General features: G+C 50.1%; 19 protein-coding genes and 1 other annotated feature. All 19 genes read right to left on the bottom strand.

Features of this window, described 5'->3' with window-relative positions; all coding sequences use genetic code 11:
• The coding region (locus PUE40_RS05320) for a GTP-binding protein (RefSeq protein ID WP_277672117.1) at positions 1-453 on the bottom strand (453 nt) is incomplete at its 3' end.
• 38 nt (positions 454-491) lie between these two features.
• Positions 492-2558: an elongation factor G gene (gene fusA, locus PUE40_RS05315; protein ID WP_154553941.1), complete on the bottom strand. Its 2067-nt coding sequence runs from the start codon at positions 2556-2558 to the stop codon at positions 492-494.
• A gap of 48 nt (positions 2559-2606) precedes the next feature.
• Positions 2607-3077, bottom strand: a complete 471-nt coding sequence (gene rpsG, locus PUE40_RS05310) for a 30S ribosomal protein S7 (protein ID WP_277672116.1) — start codon at positions 3075-3077, stop codon at positions 2607-2609.
• 100 nt (positions 3078-3177) lie between these two features.
• Positions 3178-3594: a 30S ribosomal protein S12 gene (gene rpsL, locus PUE40_RS05305; protein ID WP_154553940.1), complete on the bottom strand. Its 417-nt coding sequence runs from the start codon at positions 3592-3594 to the stop codon at positions 3178-3180.
• A gap of 156 nt (positions 3595-3750) precedes the next feature.
• A complete protein-coding gene (gene rpoC / locus PUE40_RS05300; RefSeq protein WP_154553939.1) occupies positions 3751-7389 on the bottom strand; it encodes a DNA-directed RNA polymerase subunit beta' in 3639 nt (1212 codons plus the stop codon).
• Between the two features lie 17 nt (positions 7390-7406).
• Positions 7407-11240 (bottom strand): DNA-directed RNA polymerase subunit beta, encoded by a 3834-nt coding sequence (rpoB, locus tag PUE40_RS05295; protein WP_154553938.1) that lies wholly within the window; start codon positions 11238-11240, stop codon positions 7407-7409.
• Between the two features lie 214 nt (positions 11241-11454).
• Positions 11455-11823, bottom strand: coding sequence for a 50S ribosomal protein L7/L12 (gene rplL, locus PUE40_RS05290; RefSeq protein WP_154553937.1), 369 nt, complete (start codon positions 11821-11823; stop codon positions 11455-11457).
• A gap of 76 nt (positions 11824-11899) precedes the next feature.
• Positions 11900-12406 carry a 50S ribosomal protein L10 gene (rplJ, locus tag PUE40_RS05285; protein WP_154553936.1) on the bottom strand — a complete coding sequence of 169 codons (507 nt, stop codon included), beginning with the start codon at positions 12404-12406 and terminating at the stop codon, positions 11900-11902.
• A gap of 51 nt (positions 12407-12457) precedes the next feature.
• Positions 12458-12569, bottom strand: a sequence feature (ribosomal protein L10 leader region).
• 11 nt (positions 12570-12580) lie between these two features.
• Positions 12581-13276, bottom strand: a complete 696-nt coding sequence (gene rplA, locus PUE40_RS05280; protein WP_154553935.1) for a 50S ribosomal protein L1 — start codon at positions 13274-13276, stop codon at positions 12581-12583.
• A gap of 43 nt (positions 13277-13319) precedes the next feature.
• Positions 13320-13745 carry a 50S ribosomal protein L11 gene (gene rplK, locus PUE40_RS05275; RefSeq protein WP_154553934.1) on the bottom strand — a complete coding sequence of 142 codons (426 nt, stop codon included), beginning with the start codon at positions 13743-13745 and terminating at the stop codon, positions 13320-13322.
• 23 nt (positions 13746-13768) lie between these two features.
• The gene (gene nusG, locus PUE40_RS05270; protein WP_154553933.1) at positions 13769-14362 is read right to left on the bottom strand and encodes a transcription termination/antitermination protein NusG; all 594 of its coding nucleotides are present in this window, start codon (positions 14360-14362) and stop codon (positions 13769-13771) included.
• 19 nt (positions 14363-14381) lie between these two features.
• A complete protein-coding gene (gene secE / locus PUE40_RS05265; RefSeq protein WP_154553932.1) occupies positions 14382-14618 on the bottom strand; it encodes a preprotein translocase subunit SecE in 237 nt (78 codons plus the stop codon).
• A 30-nt stretch (positions 14619-14648) separates the two neighbouring features.
• Positions 14649-14798: a 50S ribosomal protein L33 gene (rpmG, locus tag PUE40_RS05260; RefSeq protein ID WP_277672115.1), complete on the bottom strand. Its 150-nt coding sequence runs from the start codon at positions 14796-14798 to the stop codon at positions 14649-14651.
• 224 nt (positions 14799-15022) lie between these two features.
• On the bottom strand, positions 15023-15205 hold the full coding sequence (locus PUE40_RS05255; RefSeq protein ID WP_277672114.1) for a hypothetical protein: 183 nt from the start codon (positions 15203-15205) through the stop codon (positions 15023-15025).
• A 226-nt stretch (positions 15206-15431) separates the two neighbouring features.
• The gene (gene rlmB, locus PUE40_RS05250; protein ID WP_154553930.1) at positions 15432-16454 is read right to left on the bottom strand and encodes a 23S rRNA (guanosine(2251)-2'-O)-methyltransferase RlmB; all 1023 of its coding nucleotides are present in this window, start codon (positions 16452-16454) and stop codon (positions 15432-15434) included.
• 2 nt (positions 16455-16456) lie between these two features.
• On the bottom strand, positions 16457-16945 hold the full coding sequence (locus PUE40_RS05245; RefSeq protein ID WP_154553929.1) for a dihydrofolate reductase: 489 nt from the start codon (positions 16943-16945) through the stop codon (positions 16457-16459).
• Between the two features lie 119 nt (positions 16946-17064).
• Positions 17065-17895, bottom strand: a complete 831-nt coding sequence (gene thyA / locus PUE40_RS05240) for a thymidylate synthase (protein ID WP_154553928.1) — start codon at positions 17893-17895, stop codon at positions 17065-17067.
• 3 nt (positions 17896-17898) lie between these two features.
• A complete protein-coding gene (locus tag PUE40_RS05235; protein WP_154553927.1) occupies positions 17899-18288 on the bottom strand; it encodes a Mini-ribonuclease 3 in 390 nt (129 codons plus the stop codon).
• Between the two features lie 2 nt (positions 18289-18290).
• Positions 18291-19694: a cysteine--tRNA ligase gene (gene cysS / locus PUE40_RS05230; RefSeq protein WP_277672113.1), complete on the bottom strand. Its 1404-nt coding sequence runs from the start codon at positions 19692-19694 to the stop codon at positions 18291-18293.
• Positions 19695-19728 lie beyond the last annotated feature (34 nt).

Below are 19728 nucleotides of genomic sequence, written 5' to 3'. Positions count from 1 at the left end.
AACCAGGTCGAGCAGCTCCTCGTCATCAACCATATCGCACTTGTTCAGGAATACGATGATGTAAGGTACGCCTACCTGTCTGGACAGAAGAATGTGCTCTCTTGTCTGAGGCATCGGACCATCAGTTGCAGCTACTACCAGGATAGCACCATCCATCTGAGCAGCTCCTGTGATCATGTTCTTTACGTAGTCGGCGTGTCCCGGGCAGTCTACGTGAGCGTAGTGTCTGTTCGGAGTCTCGTACTCTACGTGTGCGGAAGAAATCGTGATTCCTCTTGCCTTTTCTTCCGGCGCCTTATCGATTTCGTCGAATGCTACGTCAGCACCCAGACCGTATCTTGCGTGCAGTGTCTTAGTGATTGCTGCAGTCAGAGTGGTCTTACCGTGGTCAACGTGGCCAATTGTACCGATATTAATATGCGGTTTGGTTCTCTCATATTTCTGCTTAGCCATATCTTTCCTCCTAATATGGTAAAAATAATTTTTTTATACTACTTCGTTACCTTTTCCAGCAGGCTCTCCGGGAGCTTGTCGAAATGGTCGAACTGCATTACATAGGTACCTCTGCCCTGTGTCTTGGAACGCAGGTCGGTAGCGTAACCGAACATCTCGGACAGCGGAACGAATCCACGTACGATTGCGGCACCGCCTCTGATGTCAGATCCTTCGATTCTTCCTCTTCTGGAACTGATATCACCGATGATGTCACCCATGTTGTTCTCCGGAACGGTTACCTCAACCTTGAAAATCGGCTCCAGAAGAACCGGTGCTGCCTTCTTGCAGGCATCCTTGAATCCCATGGTTGCTGCAATCTTGAAGGCCATCTCAGAAGAGTCGACTTCGTGGTAAGAACCGTCATACAGCTCGATACCGATGTCTACCATCTGATAGCCTGCAACCGGACCGGTTTCCATTGCGCTGACGAATCCTTCCTCGATCTTCGGGATGTATTCCTTCGGAATCGCACCACCCACGATGGAGTTCTTGAATTCGAATCCGGAACCGGCTTCTCTCGGATACATCTTGAAACGAACGTGTCCGTACTGTCCGGAACCACCGGTCTGTTTCTTGTGCTTGTAATCCTCGTCCACTTCCTTGGTGATGGTCTCCTTGTAGGATACCTGAGGCTTACCAACGTTTGCTTCTACCTTGAACTCTCTCAGCAGTCTGTCGACGATGATTTCCAGGTGAAGCTCACCCATGCCGGCGATGATGGTCTGACCGGTATCGGCGTTGGTGTAGGTCTTGAAGGTTGGGTCTTCTTCTGCCAGCTTTGCCAGAGCAATACCCATCTTTTCCTGACCTGCCTTGGTCTTCGGCTCAATGGCGATCTCGATTACCGGATCCGGGAATTCCATGGATTCCAGAATGATCGGATGATCCTCGTCACACAGAGTATCACCGGTGGTGGTCTGCTTCAGACCAACAGCGGCAGCCAGGTCACCGGAGTATACCATCTCGATTTCCTGTCTGTGGTTCGCATGCATCTGCATGATACGGCCGATTCTCTCCTTCTTGCCCTTGGTTGCGTTGTATACGTAGGAACCTGCCTTCAGAGTTCCGGAGTATACACGGAAGAATGCCAGCTTACCAACAAACGGGTCAGCAATAATCTTGAATGCAAGTGCGGCAAACGGAGCCTTATCGCTGGAGTGTCTTTCATCCTCTTCTCCGGTATCCGGGTCAATACCCTTGATAGCCGGAATGTCCAGTGGGGATGGCATGTAATCTACGATACCGTCCAGCATCATCTGAATACCCTTGTTCTTGTATGCAGATCCGCAGAACATCGGGAACATCTCGCCCTTCAGTGTCTCTTTACGGATTGTGGTCTTGATCTCGTCGATGGTGATTTCTTCACCCTCAAGATACTTCATCATGAGTTCCTCGTCGCACTCTGCAACAGACTCAACCAGCTTATCGTGCCATACCTGAGCCTCTTCCAGCATGTCTTCCGGAATATCTACGATATCAAATTCGGTTCCAAGAACGTCTCTGTCATATACCTCTGCCTTCATGGTGATCAGGTCGATGATACCTACGAACTGGTTCTCTGCACCGATTGGCATCTGAACCGGAACGGCATTCGCTCTTAATCTATCATGAATTGTGTCGAGAACGTGGAAGAAATCCGCACCCAGAACGTCCATCTTGTTAACGAAGATCATTCTCGGTACGTTATACTTCTCAGCCTGTCTCCAAACTGTTTCTGACTGAGGCTCTACACCCTCTTTCGCACTGAGTACCATTACCGCACCGTCCAGCACACGAAGAGATCTCTCTACCTCAACGGTAAAGTCCACGTGTCCCGGGGTGTCGATAATATTGATACGAGTGTCTTTCCACTGAGCGGTAGTAGCCGCAGAGGTGATGGTAATACCACGTTCCTGCTCCTGGGCCATGTAGTCCATGGTAGCTGCACCATCGTGTGTTTCACCGATCTTGTGCGTTTTTCCTGTGTAAAACAGAATACGTTCTGTCGTTGTGGTCTTACCGGCATCGATATGAGCCATGATACCAACGTTTCTTGTTTTCTCCAAAGAAAATTCTCTTGGCATTCTATCTCCTCTCTATAATACTCGTTTTCTCTTTCTGTTTCTTTCAGATTACCATCTGAAGTGTGCAAACGCCTTGTTTGCCTCAGCCATCTTATGCGTATCTTCCTTCTTCTTTACAGACGCACCTGTATTGTTGGACGCATCGATGAGCTCTTTTGCCAGTCTCTCTGCCATGGTCTTCTCTCCTCTGTTTCTTGTGTACAGAGTGAGCCAACGCAGAGCCAGAGTCTGACGTCTTTCTGGTCTTACTTCAATCGGAACCTGGTAGTTCGCACCACCGATTCTTCTTGCTTTAACTTCCAGTTTCGGCATGATGTTGTTCATTGCCTCTTCAAATACTTCCAGTGGTTCATTGCCGGTAGCTTCCTGAATCTGGTCGAAAGCATCATATACGATGCTCTGAGCAACGCCCTTCTTACCATCCAGCATGATGCTGTTGATGAGCTTTGCAACTACGACACTACCGTATACTGGATCTGGAAGTACATCTCTCTTTGGTGTGTTACCTTTTCTTGGCACTTCTCTTCCCTCCTTGTTACCACGGGGTACTCGACCGAACTTCTAACGCCGGCCGCGGCGCCTTAATATATTACAATATTAAGACAATATCCCGAATCAACTACTTCTTCTTAGGTCTCTTTGCTCCATACTTGGAACGCGCCTGACCACGGTCGGATACGCCAGCTGTATCCAGGGTACCTCTTACGATGTGATATCTAACACCCGGGAGGTCCTTAACTCTTCCGCCTCTGATCAGAACAACGGAGTGCTCCTGCAGATTGTGGCCGATACCCGGAATGTAAGCGGTAACTTCGATTCCGTTAGTCAAACGAACTCTTGCAACTTTTCTCAGAGCTGAATTTGGCTTCTTAGGAGTAACAGTCTTAACCGCTACGCACACGCCTCTCTTCTGTGGTGAGTTAACGTTGGTAAGACTCTTCTTCAGTGTGTTCATGTTCTTACCGAGCGCAGGTGCATTAGACTTCTTTACCGAGCTGGTTCTACCCTGACGAACTAATTGGTTAATAGTAGGCATTATTGTCTCCTTTCCTCTAGAATTTATGCCACCGCAGCGATAGGCTGCAGCATTTATCGTAAATCAAACTGAAAGACCTGGTGCGCCAGGTCTTTCAGTGATAACGAACATTGATGATTATATCAGCAATGCTGATATTTTGTCAATGCTAAATTATTAATTTGCGAGACTTTCCAGATCCTCATTTAAACCTTCCATCTTCCCACTCTTGTCGGAAACGGTTTCGGAAGCATTTCCTTCTTCGTTTTCTTCGTAGGAGCTTCTCATTAAAGGTTCGTTTTCTCCGTAGTCTACCTCGATGTTACGATACTGTTTCATGCCGGTACCTGCCGGAATGAGCTTTCCTATCATAACGTTCTCCTTCAGACCTCTCAGGTGGTCGGTCTTTCCCTTTACCGCTGCATCGGTCAGGACACGTGTGGTCTCCTGGAAGGATGCCGCAGACAGGAAGGAGTTGGTTGCCAGCGCTGCCTTGGTGATACCCAGCAGCTGACGTTCTGCCGTTGCCGGTTCTCCGTCTTTCTCTGCCGCAGCCTCGTTGGCCTTCTCCAGTTCGAAGCGGCTGTACATTCCGCCCGGCAGCAAGTCGGTGTCACCGGACTTCTCAATCTTGTACTTGGACAGCATCTGGCTTACGATAACTTCGATGTGCTTATCGTTGATATCTACACCCTGCTGTCTGTATACTCTCTGTACCTCGGACAGAAGATATTCGTATACTCCGGATACCCCCAGAATTCTCATGATATCCTTCGGATCCAGCGGTCCCTTGGTGAGCTGGTGACCGGCATGGACTTCATCGCCCTCGCTAACCAGCAAACGTGCACCGTACGGGATGATGTATTCTCGATTTCCGCCTTCCTCGCGAACGATGACCTCAGTCTTGTTGTCATCTCGGAGCGCGATGCTTTCCACTACGCCGTCTGCCTCACAGATTTCCGCAAGACCCTTTGGCTTTCTAGCTTCGAACAGCTCCTCGACTCTCGGAAGACCCTGCGTGATATCGCTTCCTGCGACACCACCGGTATGGAACGTTCTCATGGTCAGCTGAGTACCCGGTTCTCCGATGGACTGTGCGGCGATAATACCAACTGCTTCACCCGGAAGTACCCGAGTTCCCGTTGCCAAGTTTCTGCCGTAGCACTTTACGCAGACACCTCTCTCCGCACGGCAGGTCATTACGGAACGGATCTTGACGGTTTCGATACCGATTGCTTCGATATGCTCTGCCATCGCATCGGAAATCTCGTCATTTCTTTTTACCAGAACTTCACCGGTCGTCGGATCTGCGATATCCTCCGCCGCGAAGCGTCCTGCAATACGCTGGTTCAGCGGCTCGATGACGTCCTTGCCATCCTTGAATGCCTGAACCTCTACGCCTTCGGTAGAACCGCAATCCCAGTCGTTTACGATAACGCTGTGGGAAATATCTACCAGACGACGGGTCAGGTATCCGGAATCGGCCGTACGCAACGCAGTATCCGTCAGACCCTTACGCGCACCGTTGGATGAAATGAAGTACTCCAGTATGGACAGACCTTCACGGAAGTTGGACTTGATTGGAATCTCTACCGTATGTCCGGCAGCGTTGGCCATCAGTCCACGCATTCCGCCGACCTGACTGATCTGGCTCTTGTTACCTCTGGCTCCGGAGTTGGCCATGATGAACAGGTTGTTCAAGGATCCCAAGGATTCCATCAGGGCGTCCGCTACCTTTCCGGTTGCCTCTCTCCATACGCTGATAACACGGTCATATCTCTCACGGTCGGACATCAGTCCACGTCTGTAGTAGGTTTCGAATTTATCTACGTCACGCTCTGCTGCAGCAACGATTTCTGCCTTCTCTTCCGGAATTTCCATGTCGGAGATGGAAATAGTTACTGCACCGATGGTGGAGTAGTGATAGCCAATGCTCTTCACGTAGTCCAGCATCAGAACGGTCTCTGTATTTCCGTGCTTCTTGAAGCATTTGTCGATAATCGTACCCAGCTGTTTCTTTCCACACAGGAAGTCTACTTCCAGTGAATACGGATCCTTCTCACGGTCGACAAAACCCATATCCTGCGGCAGGCCCTGGTTGAAGATGAATCGGCCAACGGTGGATTCTACCAGCTTGCCCGGATCTTCCGGATATGCTTTCATCCGTACCTTGACCTTCGCATGAATGCCAATGGTGCCGTTTTGATATGCCATCATCATCTCGTCCATATCCGTGAAGCACTTTCCGTCGCCCTTCTCGTTGTCCAGGTTTCTCTCTTCGGTACCCGGGTGAGTCAGGTAATAGCTTCCCAGAATCATATCCTGTGTCGGGATGGTAATTGGAGAACCATCCTTTGGTGCCAGGATGTTGTTCACGGACAGCATCAGGAATCGGGCTTCTGCCTGAGCTTCTACGGACAGCGGTACGTGAACCGCCATCTGGTCTCCGTCGAAGTCGGCGTTGAACGCGGTACAAACCAGCGGGTGCAGCTTAATGGCTTTACCTTCTACCAGTACCGGCTCGAATGCCTGAATTCCCAGTCTGTGCAGTGTCGGGGCACGGTTCAGAAGAACCGGATGATCCTTGATCACGTAGTCCAGGACATCCCAGACTTCCGGCTTCATCTTCTCTACCATGGTCTTTGCGCTCTTGATGTTGTGTGCCTTCTCCTGTGCCACCAGTTCCTTCATGATGAACGGCTTGAACAGTTCCAGCGCCATGGTCTTTGGCAGACCGCACTGATAGAACTTCAGTCCCGGGCCGACAACGATTACGGAACGGCCGGAATAGTCAACACGCTTGCCCAGCAGGTTCTGACGGAAACGTCCCTGCTTACCCTTGAGCATATCCGACAGAGATTTCAGCGCTCTTCCGGCAACGCCTGTCACCGGTCTACCTCTTCTGCCGTTGTCAATCAGAGAGTCTACAGATTCCTGCAGCATTCTCTTCTCGTTTCGAACGATAATGTCCGGGGCACCCAGCTCCAACAGCTTCTTCAGTCTGTTGTTTCTGTTGATTACCCGGCGGTACAGGTCGTTCAGGTCGGAAGTTGCGAAACGTCCGCCTTCCAACTGTACCATCGGACGGAGGTCCGGCGGAATTACCGGAACAACGTCCAGAATCATCCACTCCGGTCTATTGCCGGACTGTTTGAAGGCCTCGATAACTTCCAGTCTTTTCACCAGTCGAATCCGCTTCTGACCGGACGCCTTCGTGAGCTGTTCCCGAAGCTCCTCGGCCAGCTCATCTACGTCGATATCCATCAGCAGCTGCTTGATTGCCTCCGCACCCATTGCTGCCTTAAAATTCTTGCCGTAGATTTCTCTTGCCTCATTGTACTGGGTTTCCTCGATAATCTGCTTGTATTCAAACGGAGTATCTCCCGGATCCGTTACGATATAGGAAGCAAAGTAGAGCACTCTCTCCAGATTCTTCGGGGTAATGTCCAGAACCAGTCCGATTCTGGACGGGATTCCCTTGAAGTACCAGATGTGGGACACCGGTGCAACCAGCTCGATATGTCCCATTCTCTCTCTACGAACCTTGGATTTGGTAACCTCAACGCCGCAGCTCGGACAAATCTGTCCTTTGAAACGGATTTTGTTGAACTTACCGCAACTGCAGGTCCAGTCCTTGGTCGGTCCAAAAATTCTTTCGCAGAACAGTCCGTCTCTTTCCGGCTTCAGGGTTCTGTAGTTGATGGTCTCCGGCTTGGTAACCTCGCCGTAAGACCATTCCTTCATTTTCTCTGTGGATGCCAGTTTGATCTGCAGGGATTCAAAATTTCTAAGTTCGTAATTATTCTCGTTATTCATATTTCCTCCCTTACCTCTTAAACCTCGTAACCGGCCTCGTCATCATTTCCGAGAAGACTGCTGATGTCGCTGTTATCCGACATGTCATCGTCATCCTCGAACGAGTCGTCTGCCTCTGCCTCGATTCCGGCAGCTGCCTGTGCTTCCGCTTCTGCCGCAAAAGCATCATCATCCATCTCTTCATCGTCCGGGTCCTGCAGGCCGAATGCGTCGTCCGATTCCTCTTCCATTCTCATTCTTTCCCACTTGCGCTCTTCCCGTTCGTGTTCTGCTTCCGACTTCCGGTCTGCCTGCTTCAGCATGCTGTCTACCGTTGCCGGATCATCGTATTCCGATGTATTCTTCAGCTTGATTTCCTTATTGTCTCCGGTCATCGCGCGAACATCCAGTGCCAGAGCCTGGAGCTCCTTAATCAATACCTTGAAGGATTCCGGAATTCCCGGTTCCGGAATGTTCTCGCCCTTGACGATCGCTTCGTAGGTCTTTACACGACCGATGATATCATCGGACTTTACGGTGAGGATTTCCTGCAATGTGTAAGCGGCACCGTATGCTTCCAGTGCCCATACTTCCATCTCTCCGAAACGCTGTCCGCCGAACTGAGCTTTACCGCCCAATGGCTGCTGTGTTACCAGAGAGTACGGACCCGTACTTCTCGCATGAATCTTATCATCTACCAGATGGTGCAGCTTCAGCATGTACATATAGCCCACCGTTATGTTGTGGTCGAAGTATTCACCGGTGCGTCCGTCTCTCAGCGGCAGCTTACCGGTCTTGGAATATCCGCATTCGTCCAGCAGCTGAACGACATCGCTCTCGTGTGCACCGTCGAATACCGGTGTCGCGATATACCAGCCCTTGGTCTTTGCAGCCAGTCCCAGATGAACTTCCAATACCTGTCCGACGTTCATTCGAGAAGGTACGCCCAACGGATTCAGCATGACCTGCAGGGTCTCGCCATCATCCTTGAACGGCATATCCTCTTCCGGCAAAATCCGGGAGATGACACCCTTGTTACCGTGACGTCCGGACATCTTATCGCCCACGTTAATCTTTCTTTTTGTCGCAATGTAGACACGTACCACCTTGTTTACACCCGGCGGCAGCTCGCTGTCTCCGTTCTCTCTGCTGAATACCTGCACGTCTACGACGATACCGGCTTCACCGTGAGGAACTCTCAGCGACGTATCTCTTACTTCTTTGGATTTCTCTCCAAAAATAGCACGGAGCATCCGAACTTCTGCGGTAAGATCGGTTTCGCTCTTCGGTGTCAGTTTGCCCACCAGAATGTCGGAGGATTTTACGCTGGCACCTACGCGAATGATGCCTTCTTCATCCAGCTCCTTCAGCATATCTTCGCTGACGTTCGGGATATCCCGGGTGATTTCTTCCGCACCCAGCTTGGTCTCTCTCGCTTCGCACTCGTATTTCTCAATATGGATCGAGGTGAGCACATCATCCATGAGCAGGCGCTCGTTCAGGATAATCGCATCCTCGTAGTTGTAACCTTCCCAGGTCATGTATCCAATCAGCAGGTTCTTGCCCAAAGAAATCTCACCTAGATTGGTGGACGGACCGTCGGCGATTACCTCGCCGGCTTCGATGTGTTCTCCAAAGGAAACAATCGGTCTCTGATTAATGCAGGTACCCTGGTTGGAACGCTTGAACTTCAGCAGCTTGTAGTTGTCTACGCCGTTATCCTCGTCCCGGCGAATCCGGATGGTCTTCGCATCCACGAATTCAACCGTTCCGGTGTTTTTAGCCAGAACAACTGCGCCGGAGTCACAAGCGGCCTTGTACTCGATACCGGTTCCGACATACGGAGCCTGAGTCACAAGCAGCGGAACTGCCTGACGCTGCATGTTACAACCCATCAGTGCACGGTTCGCATCGTCGTTTTCCAGGAACGGAATCATTGCAGTGGATACGGACACTACCTGCTTCGGTGATACGTCCATGTAGTCCACTTCGCCCCGCATCGCCATGGTTACTTCACCCTTGACGCCTCGAACGGCAACCTTCTTGTTCAGGAATCTTCCGTCTTCATCCAACGGTTCGTTGGCCTGAGCCACAACCATCAGTTCCTCATCGTCTGCGGACAGATATTCCACTGTCTTGGTAACGATGCCGGTTTCTTTATCTACCTTACGATACGGTGTTTCGATAAAACCATATTCGTTAATGATTGCATAAGTCGTCAGGGAACCAATCAAGCCGATGTTCGGACCTTCCGGAGTCTCGATTGGGCACATTCTTCCGTAGTGAGAATAATGTACGTCTCGAACTTCCATTCCGGCTCTTTCTCTGGACAGACCACCCGGTCCCAGTGCGGAAAGTCTTCTCTTATGAGTCAGCTCTGCCAGCGGGTTGTTCTGGTCCATGAACTGAGACAGCTGAGAACTTCCGAAGAACTCTCTTACCGCTGCGGTTACCGGACGGATGTTAATCAGCTGCTGCGGTGTCGCATTTTCGTTGGTCATGCGTTCCCGTACAGAACGTTCCATTCTGGAGAATCCGATACGGAACTGGTTCTGAAGCAATTCACCCACGGTCTTCAGACGACGGTTGCCCAGGTGGTCGATATCGTCCACTTCACCCAGTCCGTAGTTCAAGTTCAGCAGGTAGCTGATGGATGCGATGATGTCCGCAAGGATGATATGCTTCGGAGAAAGCTCGTGCTTCCGGCTGGCAATTGCCGCCTTCAGATCATCCTCGGTCTCCGCATTGTCAATGATATCCTTCAGCACCGGATAGTAAACCAGCTCAGACAGCTTGTACGGTGCCAGGTCGATGTCCACGTATCCGGTCGGATCCACGAACTGGTTTCCGATAACCTTAGCGACAGAATCATCATTCTCGTTCTTGCTGCGGATCAGTGCGCTCAGTACACCGGCATTCTCGATTTCATATGCCTTTGCACGGGAAATAAATCCATCCTTTTCCACCAGGATTTCTCCGGTGTTTGGATCGATGATATCCTCTGCCGCATAGGAGTTCACCAGTCTGTTGTGAATTCCCAGCTTCTTGTTGTATTTATATCTTCCGACTTTCGCCAAATCGTAGCGTCTCGCATCGAAGAGAAGGGAGTTCAGCATGGAACGCGCATTCTCAACGGTTGGCGGATCTCCCGGTCTTAATCTTCTATATATTTCCTTCACGCCTTCATCGCTGTTCTTGGTGTTATCCTTCTCCAGCGTACGAATCAGTCTGTCGTCATCGCCAAAGGTGTCCAGAATATCCTGGTTGGAATCCAGACCCAATGCTCTCAGGAAGGCGGTAATCGGTAATTTTCTTGTTCGGTCTACTCTTACATATATGATGCCAGCAGAATCCGTTTCATACTCCAACCATGCACCACGGTTCGGAATAATCGTAGAAGAGAACAGATTCTGATTGGACTTGTCCACTAATACTTCAAAATACGGTCCCGGAGAACGAACCAGCTGTGTGACGATGGCTCTCTCTGCACCGTTGTAGATGAATGTGCCCTTTTCTGTCATCAGAGGAAACTCGCCCATGAAGACATCCTGCTCTTTAATCTCACCGGTCTCGCGGTTAATCAGCCGTACCTTTACCGTAAGAGATGTTGCATACGTGGTCTCCCGTTCTTTACATTCTTCCTGACTATATTTGGTTTCTTCGGAAAAATGGTAGTCGGCGAACTCGAGACTGAGGGTATTCGTTGTATCCCGGATTGGGGAAACGTCCTCCAGAACCTCTGACAGACCTTCTTCCACAAACCATTTATAGGACTGTGTCTGCACGTCAATGAGGTTCGGCATCTCGCAAACTTCATTGATCTTGGCAAAGGTCATGCGTTCTTTCCTACCAACTTTTACAGGTCTTGGCATGTTATCACTCCTTATTGTTCAAGAAAAAATCGATTCTATTGCAACTAACAAGTATATGGCACAATTGCATAGAACTTGTGTGAATTTTGAGTGTTTTCAGTGATTTTTTTCTCGCTCACTTCGGGTCTCAATACCCCCAGGCGAGATAGATATATGCAAACAACAATATGGGCCCTGAGACAATCAGGGCCCAATTTCTGACTTCGTATCTGAACTACTTCAGCTCAACTACTGCGCCAACTTCTTCCAGAGCAGCCTTGAGTGCATCTGCTTCAGCCTTCTCAACGTTTTCCTTAACGTTAGCCGGAGCACCGTCAACCAGAGCCTTTGCTTCCTTCAGGCCAAGACCGGTAGCTTCTCTTACAGCCTTGATAACCTTAATCTTGTTGTCGCCAACTTCCTTCAGAACAACAGTGAATTCAGTCTGTTCTTCTTCAGCAGCAGCACCACCGGCAGCTCCCGGAGCAGCTACAACAGCAGCAGCAGCGGATACGCCAAATTCTTCTTCACAAGCCTTAACGAGTTCGTTGATTTCGAGAATGCTCATTTCCTTCAGAGCCTCGATGATCTGATCCTTATCCATTATAAGTTCTCCTTTTCTGATTTTTATAAGTGTTGGTTAGGCCGCAATGGCCCGCTTTATAAAATTATGATTTCGATTAAGCTTCCGCAGCTTCCTCGTCCTTGTCAGCAATTGCCTTGAAGGTTCTAACAAGCTGAGACAGAGGGGACTGGATGCTTCCCATGAAACGAGCGATGAGCTCTTCTCTGGATGGAATTTCAGCCAGCGCTTCTACCTGCTTTGCGTCATATACCTGACCCTCTACTACAGCGCCCTTGAACGCCATCTTCTTGTACTGCTTGATGGACTTGTTCAGGATTCTTGCACCTGCAGTTGCGTCTTCGTTGCTGAATGCGAATGCGCTGGAACCCTTCAGGGCTTCGCCCAGAGATTCGTACGGTGTTCCTTCGATGGCACGCTTTACAAGAGTGTTCTTGTAAACGGTGAAGCCAACGCCGCCTTCTCTGAGGTTCTTTCTCATCTCATCGGCTTCTGCTACAGTCAGTCCGAGATAATCTACAACAACAACAGACTGAGCCTGTTCAAAACGTTCTTTGATTTCGTCAATTACTACCTGTTTTGCTTTTTTTGCTTCTACAGACATTTGTTCTCCTTTCCTGACCGCCGGGCGGTCATAGTTTTGTTCCGAATGTCACACACGGTACAAAATACCCCGCTATGGAGACAGCGGGGTTCAATTTATATTGTACCTCGGCGGGAAATTAAGCTTTCGCACCCGCTGTCTACGGTTGATATTCGATTTTTAAAAGATAACGATTTAGCCTAAGGATGCGCTGTTCACTTTAACGCCAGGGCTCATTGTGGAAGCGATGGTTACGCTCTTGAAGTACTGACCCTTTGCTGCGGACGGCTTAGCCTTCGCAATTGCGTTCAGCAGTGCGTTTGCATTCTCTACCAGCTGCTCTTCGGTGAAAGATTTCTTTCCGATGATTACGTGGATGATGTTTGCCTTGTCCAGACGATACTCCACCTTACCGGCTTTAATCTCTTCCAGTGCTTTCGTTACGTCCATGGTTACGGTGCCGGACTTCGGGTTTGGCATCAAGCCCTTCGGTCCCAGAACTCTACCCAGACGACCTACAACGCCCATCATATCCGGGGTTGCTACTACTGCATCGAAGTCGAACCAGTTTTCCTGCTGGATTTTCTGTGCCATATCTTCAGCACCGACATAATCCGCACCGGCTGCCTCTGCCTCTTCTGCCTTTGCGCCCTTTGCGAAAACCAGAACCTTCTTGGATTTACCGGTTCCGTGCGGCAGTACAGTAGCTCCTCTTACCTGCTGGTCTGCGTGTCTTCCATCTACACCGAGACGGATGTGCATTTCGATGGTTTCATCGAACTTTGCAGTTGCAAGTTCCTTTACGTGCTGTACAGCTTCTGCTACTTCGTAAGTCTGAGTCTTATCGAAGTCTTTTGCAGCTTCGCTGTATCTTCTACTTCTCTTTGGCATTTTTTCCTCCTTGTGGTACTAGCGGCTTACGCCTCCCACTGTCTTAGCCTTCTACGATGATGCCCATGCTTCTTGCGGTTCCCTTAATCATATCCGTTGCGGCTTCAAGGGATGCTGCATTCAGGTCCGGCATCTTAGTCTTAGCGATTTCCTGAGCCTGTTCCAGAGTAATGGTAGCGACCTTGCGCTTGTTCGGTTCTCCGGATGCACTCTCGATTCCTGCAGCCTTCTTCAGCAGAACTGCTGCTGGCGGTGTCTTGCACACAAAGCTGAAGCTTCTGTCTGCATAAACAGTGATAACAACCGGAATAACCATTCCGCTCTGATCTGCTGTTCTTGCATTGAACTGCTTACAGAAGTCCATGATGTTCACGCTCTTCTGACCCAGTGCAGGACCAACAGGTGGTGCAGGAGTTGCTCCCCCGGCAGGAATCTGCAATTTGATGTAGCCATCAATTTTCTTTGCCATCGTCTTCTCCTTTCTTCAATTAATTATTGAATTTTTCCAACCTGCGAAAATTCAAGTTCCACAGGAGTATCTCTACCGAACATCGAAACTCTGGCTTTAACAATCTGCTTTTCTGGGCTGATCTCTTCTACGATGCCCAGTTGTCCTTCAAAAGGGCCCCCGATAACGCGGATTGTATCGCCGACTTCAACGTCCAGGTCGATTCGCATTTTTTCGACACCCATTCGTACTACTTCTTCCTTGCTCAAAGGAATCGGATCCGAACCGTGTCCAACAAAGCCCGTAACACCCTCTGTGTTGCGAACCAGGTACCAAGTTTCATTATTTACAATCATCTTGATAACGACATATCCCGGATACAGCTTGCGGGTTTTGATTTTCCGCTGACCGTTCTTGAGCTCCATAATCTCTTCGGTTGGGATTACGACTTTTTCAATCAGGTCCTGCATGCCACGATATTCCACCATCTTTTCGATGTTGCTTTTTACCTTGTTCTCATATCCAGAATACGTATGCACCACATACCACTTCGAGGTACCGTCACCACGAAGTCCTTCGCCTTCCAGCGGCGACACGGAAGTGCTGTTCGCATTCAAATTCTCTGTCATGTCCGCCATATTCAATTGCTCCTACATACTAGGAAAGTGTAATTCCAAGCACTTTGCGCAGCAACGCAAGGAATCCGGTATCCACCAGCCAGAAGCCCAAGGCAAAGAATGCGCACACTGCAAATACAACCAGTGTACTGCTGCTCAGCTCGTCCTTCGTCGGCCATACAACCTTGCCGAACTCTTCCTTTACGCCGGCAAGATATCCCAGGATTCCGCGCTTTTCGCCGCGGCTCTTCTTCCCAGTTTCTTTCTTATTAACCATGATTGCACTCCGCTGTTTACAATGCAGTAATTACTTTGTTTCCTTGTGAAGAGTCTCTTTTCCGCAGAATTTGCAATACTTTCTCAGTTCAATTCTGTCCGGATTGTTCTTCTTGTTCTTCATGGTGTTGTAGTTTCTCTGCTTGCACTCGGTGCATGCCAGGATAATTTTGTTTCTCACAGTAGTTTCCTCCTTATACTGCCATTATCTTGAAAAAATCCTTATTCACTCCAAAATCAGAGCAGGTATCTCACTGCTCTGTTTGTTATTTCATAAAGTCGCTCAATAATATTACTCTGATACCTCGTCAATGTCAAGAGATTTTGTAAATATTTTTGCTGCTTTACTCGTTTTATTTACTTTTTCTGAGATTACACGGCAAAAGCCGGCTTTGGAGCACTTCCTTACCTGCCGGTGTGTACCTTCACGTGGCTCATTGCCATCGCAGCCAGTGCGAAGCACACTACGGAAACGACCGCCTGAGTAACAATCGCCTCACGGCATACCAATACGACGAAAACTACGCTGAGAATCATCATTGCCATTGTTGCCAACATCCCATTGGAAATTATCTGTTTCTTATTCATAACAAACCTCACTTTCGTTGTCCGAGACAACATCCTTCTTGAAGTGAATATTATATGAAGATTGTCTAAATGTTAACCTTTGTTTTGAAATTGAAACATGAATTTCCTTGTTGAAAAATAAGGGACGATTTACTTTTTGTAATTCCTTCAAAGCCTTATGTTTCAAGGGTTTAAAACTGTTTTTTCTCCCTAAAATATTCTTGTTTTTCCTGTTGAAAAAACCAGTTTACCGGCATTCCCGGCGTCTGCGGATTTCCGCCAGCACGATGGCTGCCGCATTGGACGCATTCAGCGAATTGATTTTACCCTTCATCGGAATGGAAACGACAAAATCACATTTCTCTCGAACCAGTTTTCCGATGCCCCGACCCTCGTTGCCGATGACGATGGCCACCGCGCCGTTCAGCCCTGCCGCAGAGTAATACGCTTCGCCGTCCATATCACAGGCCGCAATCCAGATGCCCCGGCTCTGAAGCTCCTCGATGGTTCTTCCGATATTGGTCACCCGCACCACCGGAATCTGTTCAATGGCACCTGCCGCGCTCTTCGCAACGGTGCTGGTGAGACCGCATGCTCTCCGGTTCGGGATAATGATTCCGTGGGCGCCCATGCACTCCGCACTCCGAATGATGGCCCCCACATTGTGAGGGTCGGTGATTTCATCCAGGATGACGATGAACGGCTCCTCATCCATTGCCGCCGCCCGGGCGAAAATATCCTGCATCTTGGAATAGTGATATGCCGGAATTTCCGCAATCACCCCCTGGTGCTTCTGTCCCGGCGCCATATGGTCCAGCTTAAACCGATCCACCATACTGATGGACACACCCTGCTCCTTTGCCAAAGCTCGGATGATGGAAATGGATCCGCCGGCACCTTCCGCCATATAGATGCGTTCCACATCGTGTCCCGCCCGTAGAGCTTCAATTACCGGATTTCTTCCCACCAGCAGGTTCTCCGCAGATTCTTCCTGCTCAAAGTTTCTCACGCCTCTGCGCTCCGAATTTCCGCCCCGGAATCCCTCCGTCCGCGGTGCACGGCGGCTGCTCGGCCGGCTTCCCGCACCGCCGTAATCATATACCGAACGGGAATTGTTCTCCCGACCGCCATCCCTGCCGCCTCTTCGGCTTCCGTCACTCCGTTCGTTGGAACGGTTTCCGCCGTAGCTGCTCTTGCCTCTGGCTTCTCTTCTCTCATACACCCCGTGGGCATCCCGGCGATTCTTTCCGTTTTTCTTCTTTCCGGCCATCCTTAACTCCTTTCATATAGAACGAATTGATATTCAATCCCGTTTTCATTCTGCAGTTCGCTCTCCCAAGTCACCCGAAAACGAGCATCCTCGTCCAAATTCACCATGAACCGATCCGCATTCAGGTTCGCATGCATCTTCGTCACATACAGCTTGTCGCACTGTTCGTAGAACCGACGATAAATGCTCTCTCCGCCAATGATAAAAACATCTTCCGTCTTGTATTCCTCCAGCGCCTCGGTTAGTTCTTCTTTCGAATGAACCACCTGACACCGTTCCGCCTCGAATTCCGGATTCCCGGTGAGTACGAAATTCACCCGCTTCGGAAGCCCTTTCTTTCCCGGCAGACTTTCCAAGGTCTTCCGGCCCATCACCACCACCTTATCCATGGTGGTCTCCTTAAAGTATTTCAGGTCGCCCGGGATGTGGGCCAGCAGCTCTCCGCCGCAGCCGATGCCCCATTCCGAGTCCACTGCCACAATCAGATTCATATTTCCTCCTTCCGAATTTCTTCGGTTTTCATCTATCTATAAAAGAAACCCGGCAAGGCTTTCCTCACCGGGTCAGCATACGGCAGTCTGCCGCACCGTTTAATTTACACTGTTTTCCGTTAAATTGCAACCGGAATATTCTTCACCTGAGGATTGTGCTCGTAGTTTTCCACCGTCAGATCATCCACCGTATAATCGTAGAAGTTCTTCACTTCCGGATTCAGGGTCACCTTCGGTGCCGGATACTGGGGCCGTGCGATCAGTTCTTTTACGATATCCACATGGCGATCGTAGATATGAGCGTCGGAAATGACGTGCACCAATTCGCCGGCTTTGAGGTCGCTGACATTGGCCATCATCATCAGGAGGAGGGAGTACTGCACCACGTTCCAGTTATTGGCCGTCAGGATGTCCTGAGACCGCTGGTTCAGAATGGCGTTCAGCGTATCCCCTTTAACATTGAAGGTGACACTGTAAGCGCAAGGCTCCAGGTTCATCTCCGAGAGATCGTCAAAATTGTACATGTTGGTCAGAATCCGCCGGGAGTACCGGTCGTTCTTCAGCTGCCACAGCACGTTGTCCACCTGGTCCATTTCGCCCTGCTTGAAGGTGTACTTCTTTCCCAGCTGGTAGCCGTAGGCTTTGCCGATGGATCCGCCCTCATCCGCCCATTCATCCCAGATATGGCTGTTCAGGTCGTGAACGTTGTTGGATTTCTTCTGCCAGATCCATAGGAGTTCGTCAAAGGCCAATTTGATGGCGGTTGGGCGCAGGGTCAGTGCGGGAAATTCTTCCTGCAGGTTATACCGATTTACCACACCGAAATTCTTGATGGTGTGGGCCGGTGTTCCGTCCGGCCAGTGTGGGCGCACTTTCTGTCCCTCCGTACTGAAACCGTTCTCGATAATGTCCTGACACATGGTCACGAACAGCTGATCCGCTTTGCTCATATGTTACTCCTCTTCAATAATCCGGATGGCTTCCTCGATGACTTCGTCCAGCCGATCCGATTCCTCTGCCAGAAAAAGATATCCAATCAGGGCTTCAAATCCCGTGGCCACCTTGTAGGTGCGAGGGTCCGTATTCTTGGACCGGGACAGTGTCCGATGATTTCGAGCTCTCTTGTAGAGACGGATTTCATCCTCCGTCAGGAATCCGTTCACCAGCTTCCGCATGGCTTTCGCCTGACCCTCCGCCGAAACGTAGCGAACCGCCATCTTATGGAGTTTTCCCACATCGTGAGGGTCGTGCTCAATCAGCATTTCCCGGACGCGAACCTCGTACACCGCATCACCCATGTACGCCAGGGTTGTCGTGTTAATGTTCTGTATTTCCTGATCCATTCTTAGTTGTTTCTGATAATCTGCACCCCTTGAGGTGTATCCTTCAGCGTATATCCTTTCTCTGCCAGCATATCCCGGATTTCATCCGCTCTGGCCCAATTCTTCTCTTTTCGCGCCTGCTGACGTTCGTCCACCAGCGCCTGAATATCCTCACCGATGACATCCTCTTCCGCATCCTGCAGAATTCCCAGGACATCGGTCAGCTCGTGAATCCGCTTCAGCGCTTCTTCCGCAAATTCCTTCGAACCGCTTTCGTGCACTGCCTGGTTCACAGCGGTTACCATTTCAAAGATGACGGAAATCGCCAGTGCCGTATTCAGGTCGTCCTCCAGCGCGGCGATAAATCCTTCTTTGTAATAGCCGTTCAGCTTCTCCAAGGTTTCCTTTTCCGAAGCGGACATCTCATCCGTACCGTTCTTCTTCAGAAACTCCAGCGTCTCTACGGCGGTCACAATACGATCGTAGCCTTGTTTTACGCTGTTCATTTCCGTGTCGCTGAAATTAATCGGGCTCCGGTAGTGTCCCGACAGCAGGAAGAACCGAATGAAATCTCCGGTAAAGTCCTTTCGAATGTCCCGAACCGTAAAGAAGTTGTTCAGGGATTTGGACATCTTCACGCCGTCCACGGTGATGTATCCGTTATGCATCCAATACTTTGCGAACGGTACGCCGTTGCAAGCCTCGGACTGTGCAATTTCGTTCTCATGATGCGGGAACTGCAAATCCTGTCCGCCGCCGTGGATATCGATGGTCTCGCCCAGATGCTTCTTCGCCATGGTGGAGCACTCGATGTGCCAGCCCGGACGGCCTTTTCCCCACGGGGAATCCCACGCAATTTCATCCGGTTCCTTCTGCGCCTTCCACAGTGCAAAATCCAGCGGATCCTTCTTCACTTCGCCTATTGCAATCCGGGCGCCGGACTCTAGGTCATCGATATTCTGTCCGGACAGCTTTCCGTAATCTTTGAACTTCCGGGTGCTGTAGTACACATCCCCGTCTGCCTCATAGGCATAGCCCTTATCGATTAGCGTCCGGATGAAAGCAATGATCTCCGGAATGTGCTCGGACACCTTCGGGTGCACGTCCGCCGGAATCACGTTCAGCGCCTTCGCATCTTCGAAGTATTCTTTTATGTACTTCTCGGATACCTCCGGAGCGGTGATTTCCTCTTCCTTGGCCCGGCGAATAATCTTGTCATCCACGTCAGTGAAATTCTGCACGAACTTCACATCATATCCTCTGTATTTGAAATACCGGCGCAGTGTATCGAACACCACGAAAGGTCTGGCATTTCCAATGTGAAAGAAATTGTATACGGTCGGTCCGCAGACGTAAATCCGAACCTTCCCCTCTTCCAGCGGTACGAATTCTTCCTTGCAGCCGGTCATGGTATTGTATATCTTCATCGGTTCCCCTTTCCCCGCCAAATCTCTCCGGCGG

The sequence above is a fragment of the Mogibacterium kristiansenii genome (genome assembly GCF_029224645.1).
In the GTDB taxonomy this organism is placed as follows: domain Bacteria; phylum Bacillota; class Clostridia; order Peptostreptococcales; family Anaerovoracaceae; genus Mogibacterium_A; species Mogibacterium_A kristiansenii.
Note: the sequence above shows the minus strand (reverse complement) of the source record. Positions and strands in the feature narration are given on the sequence as shown.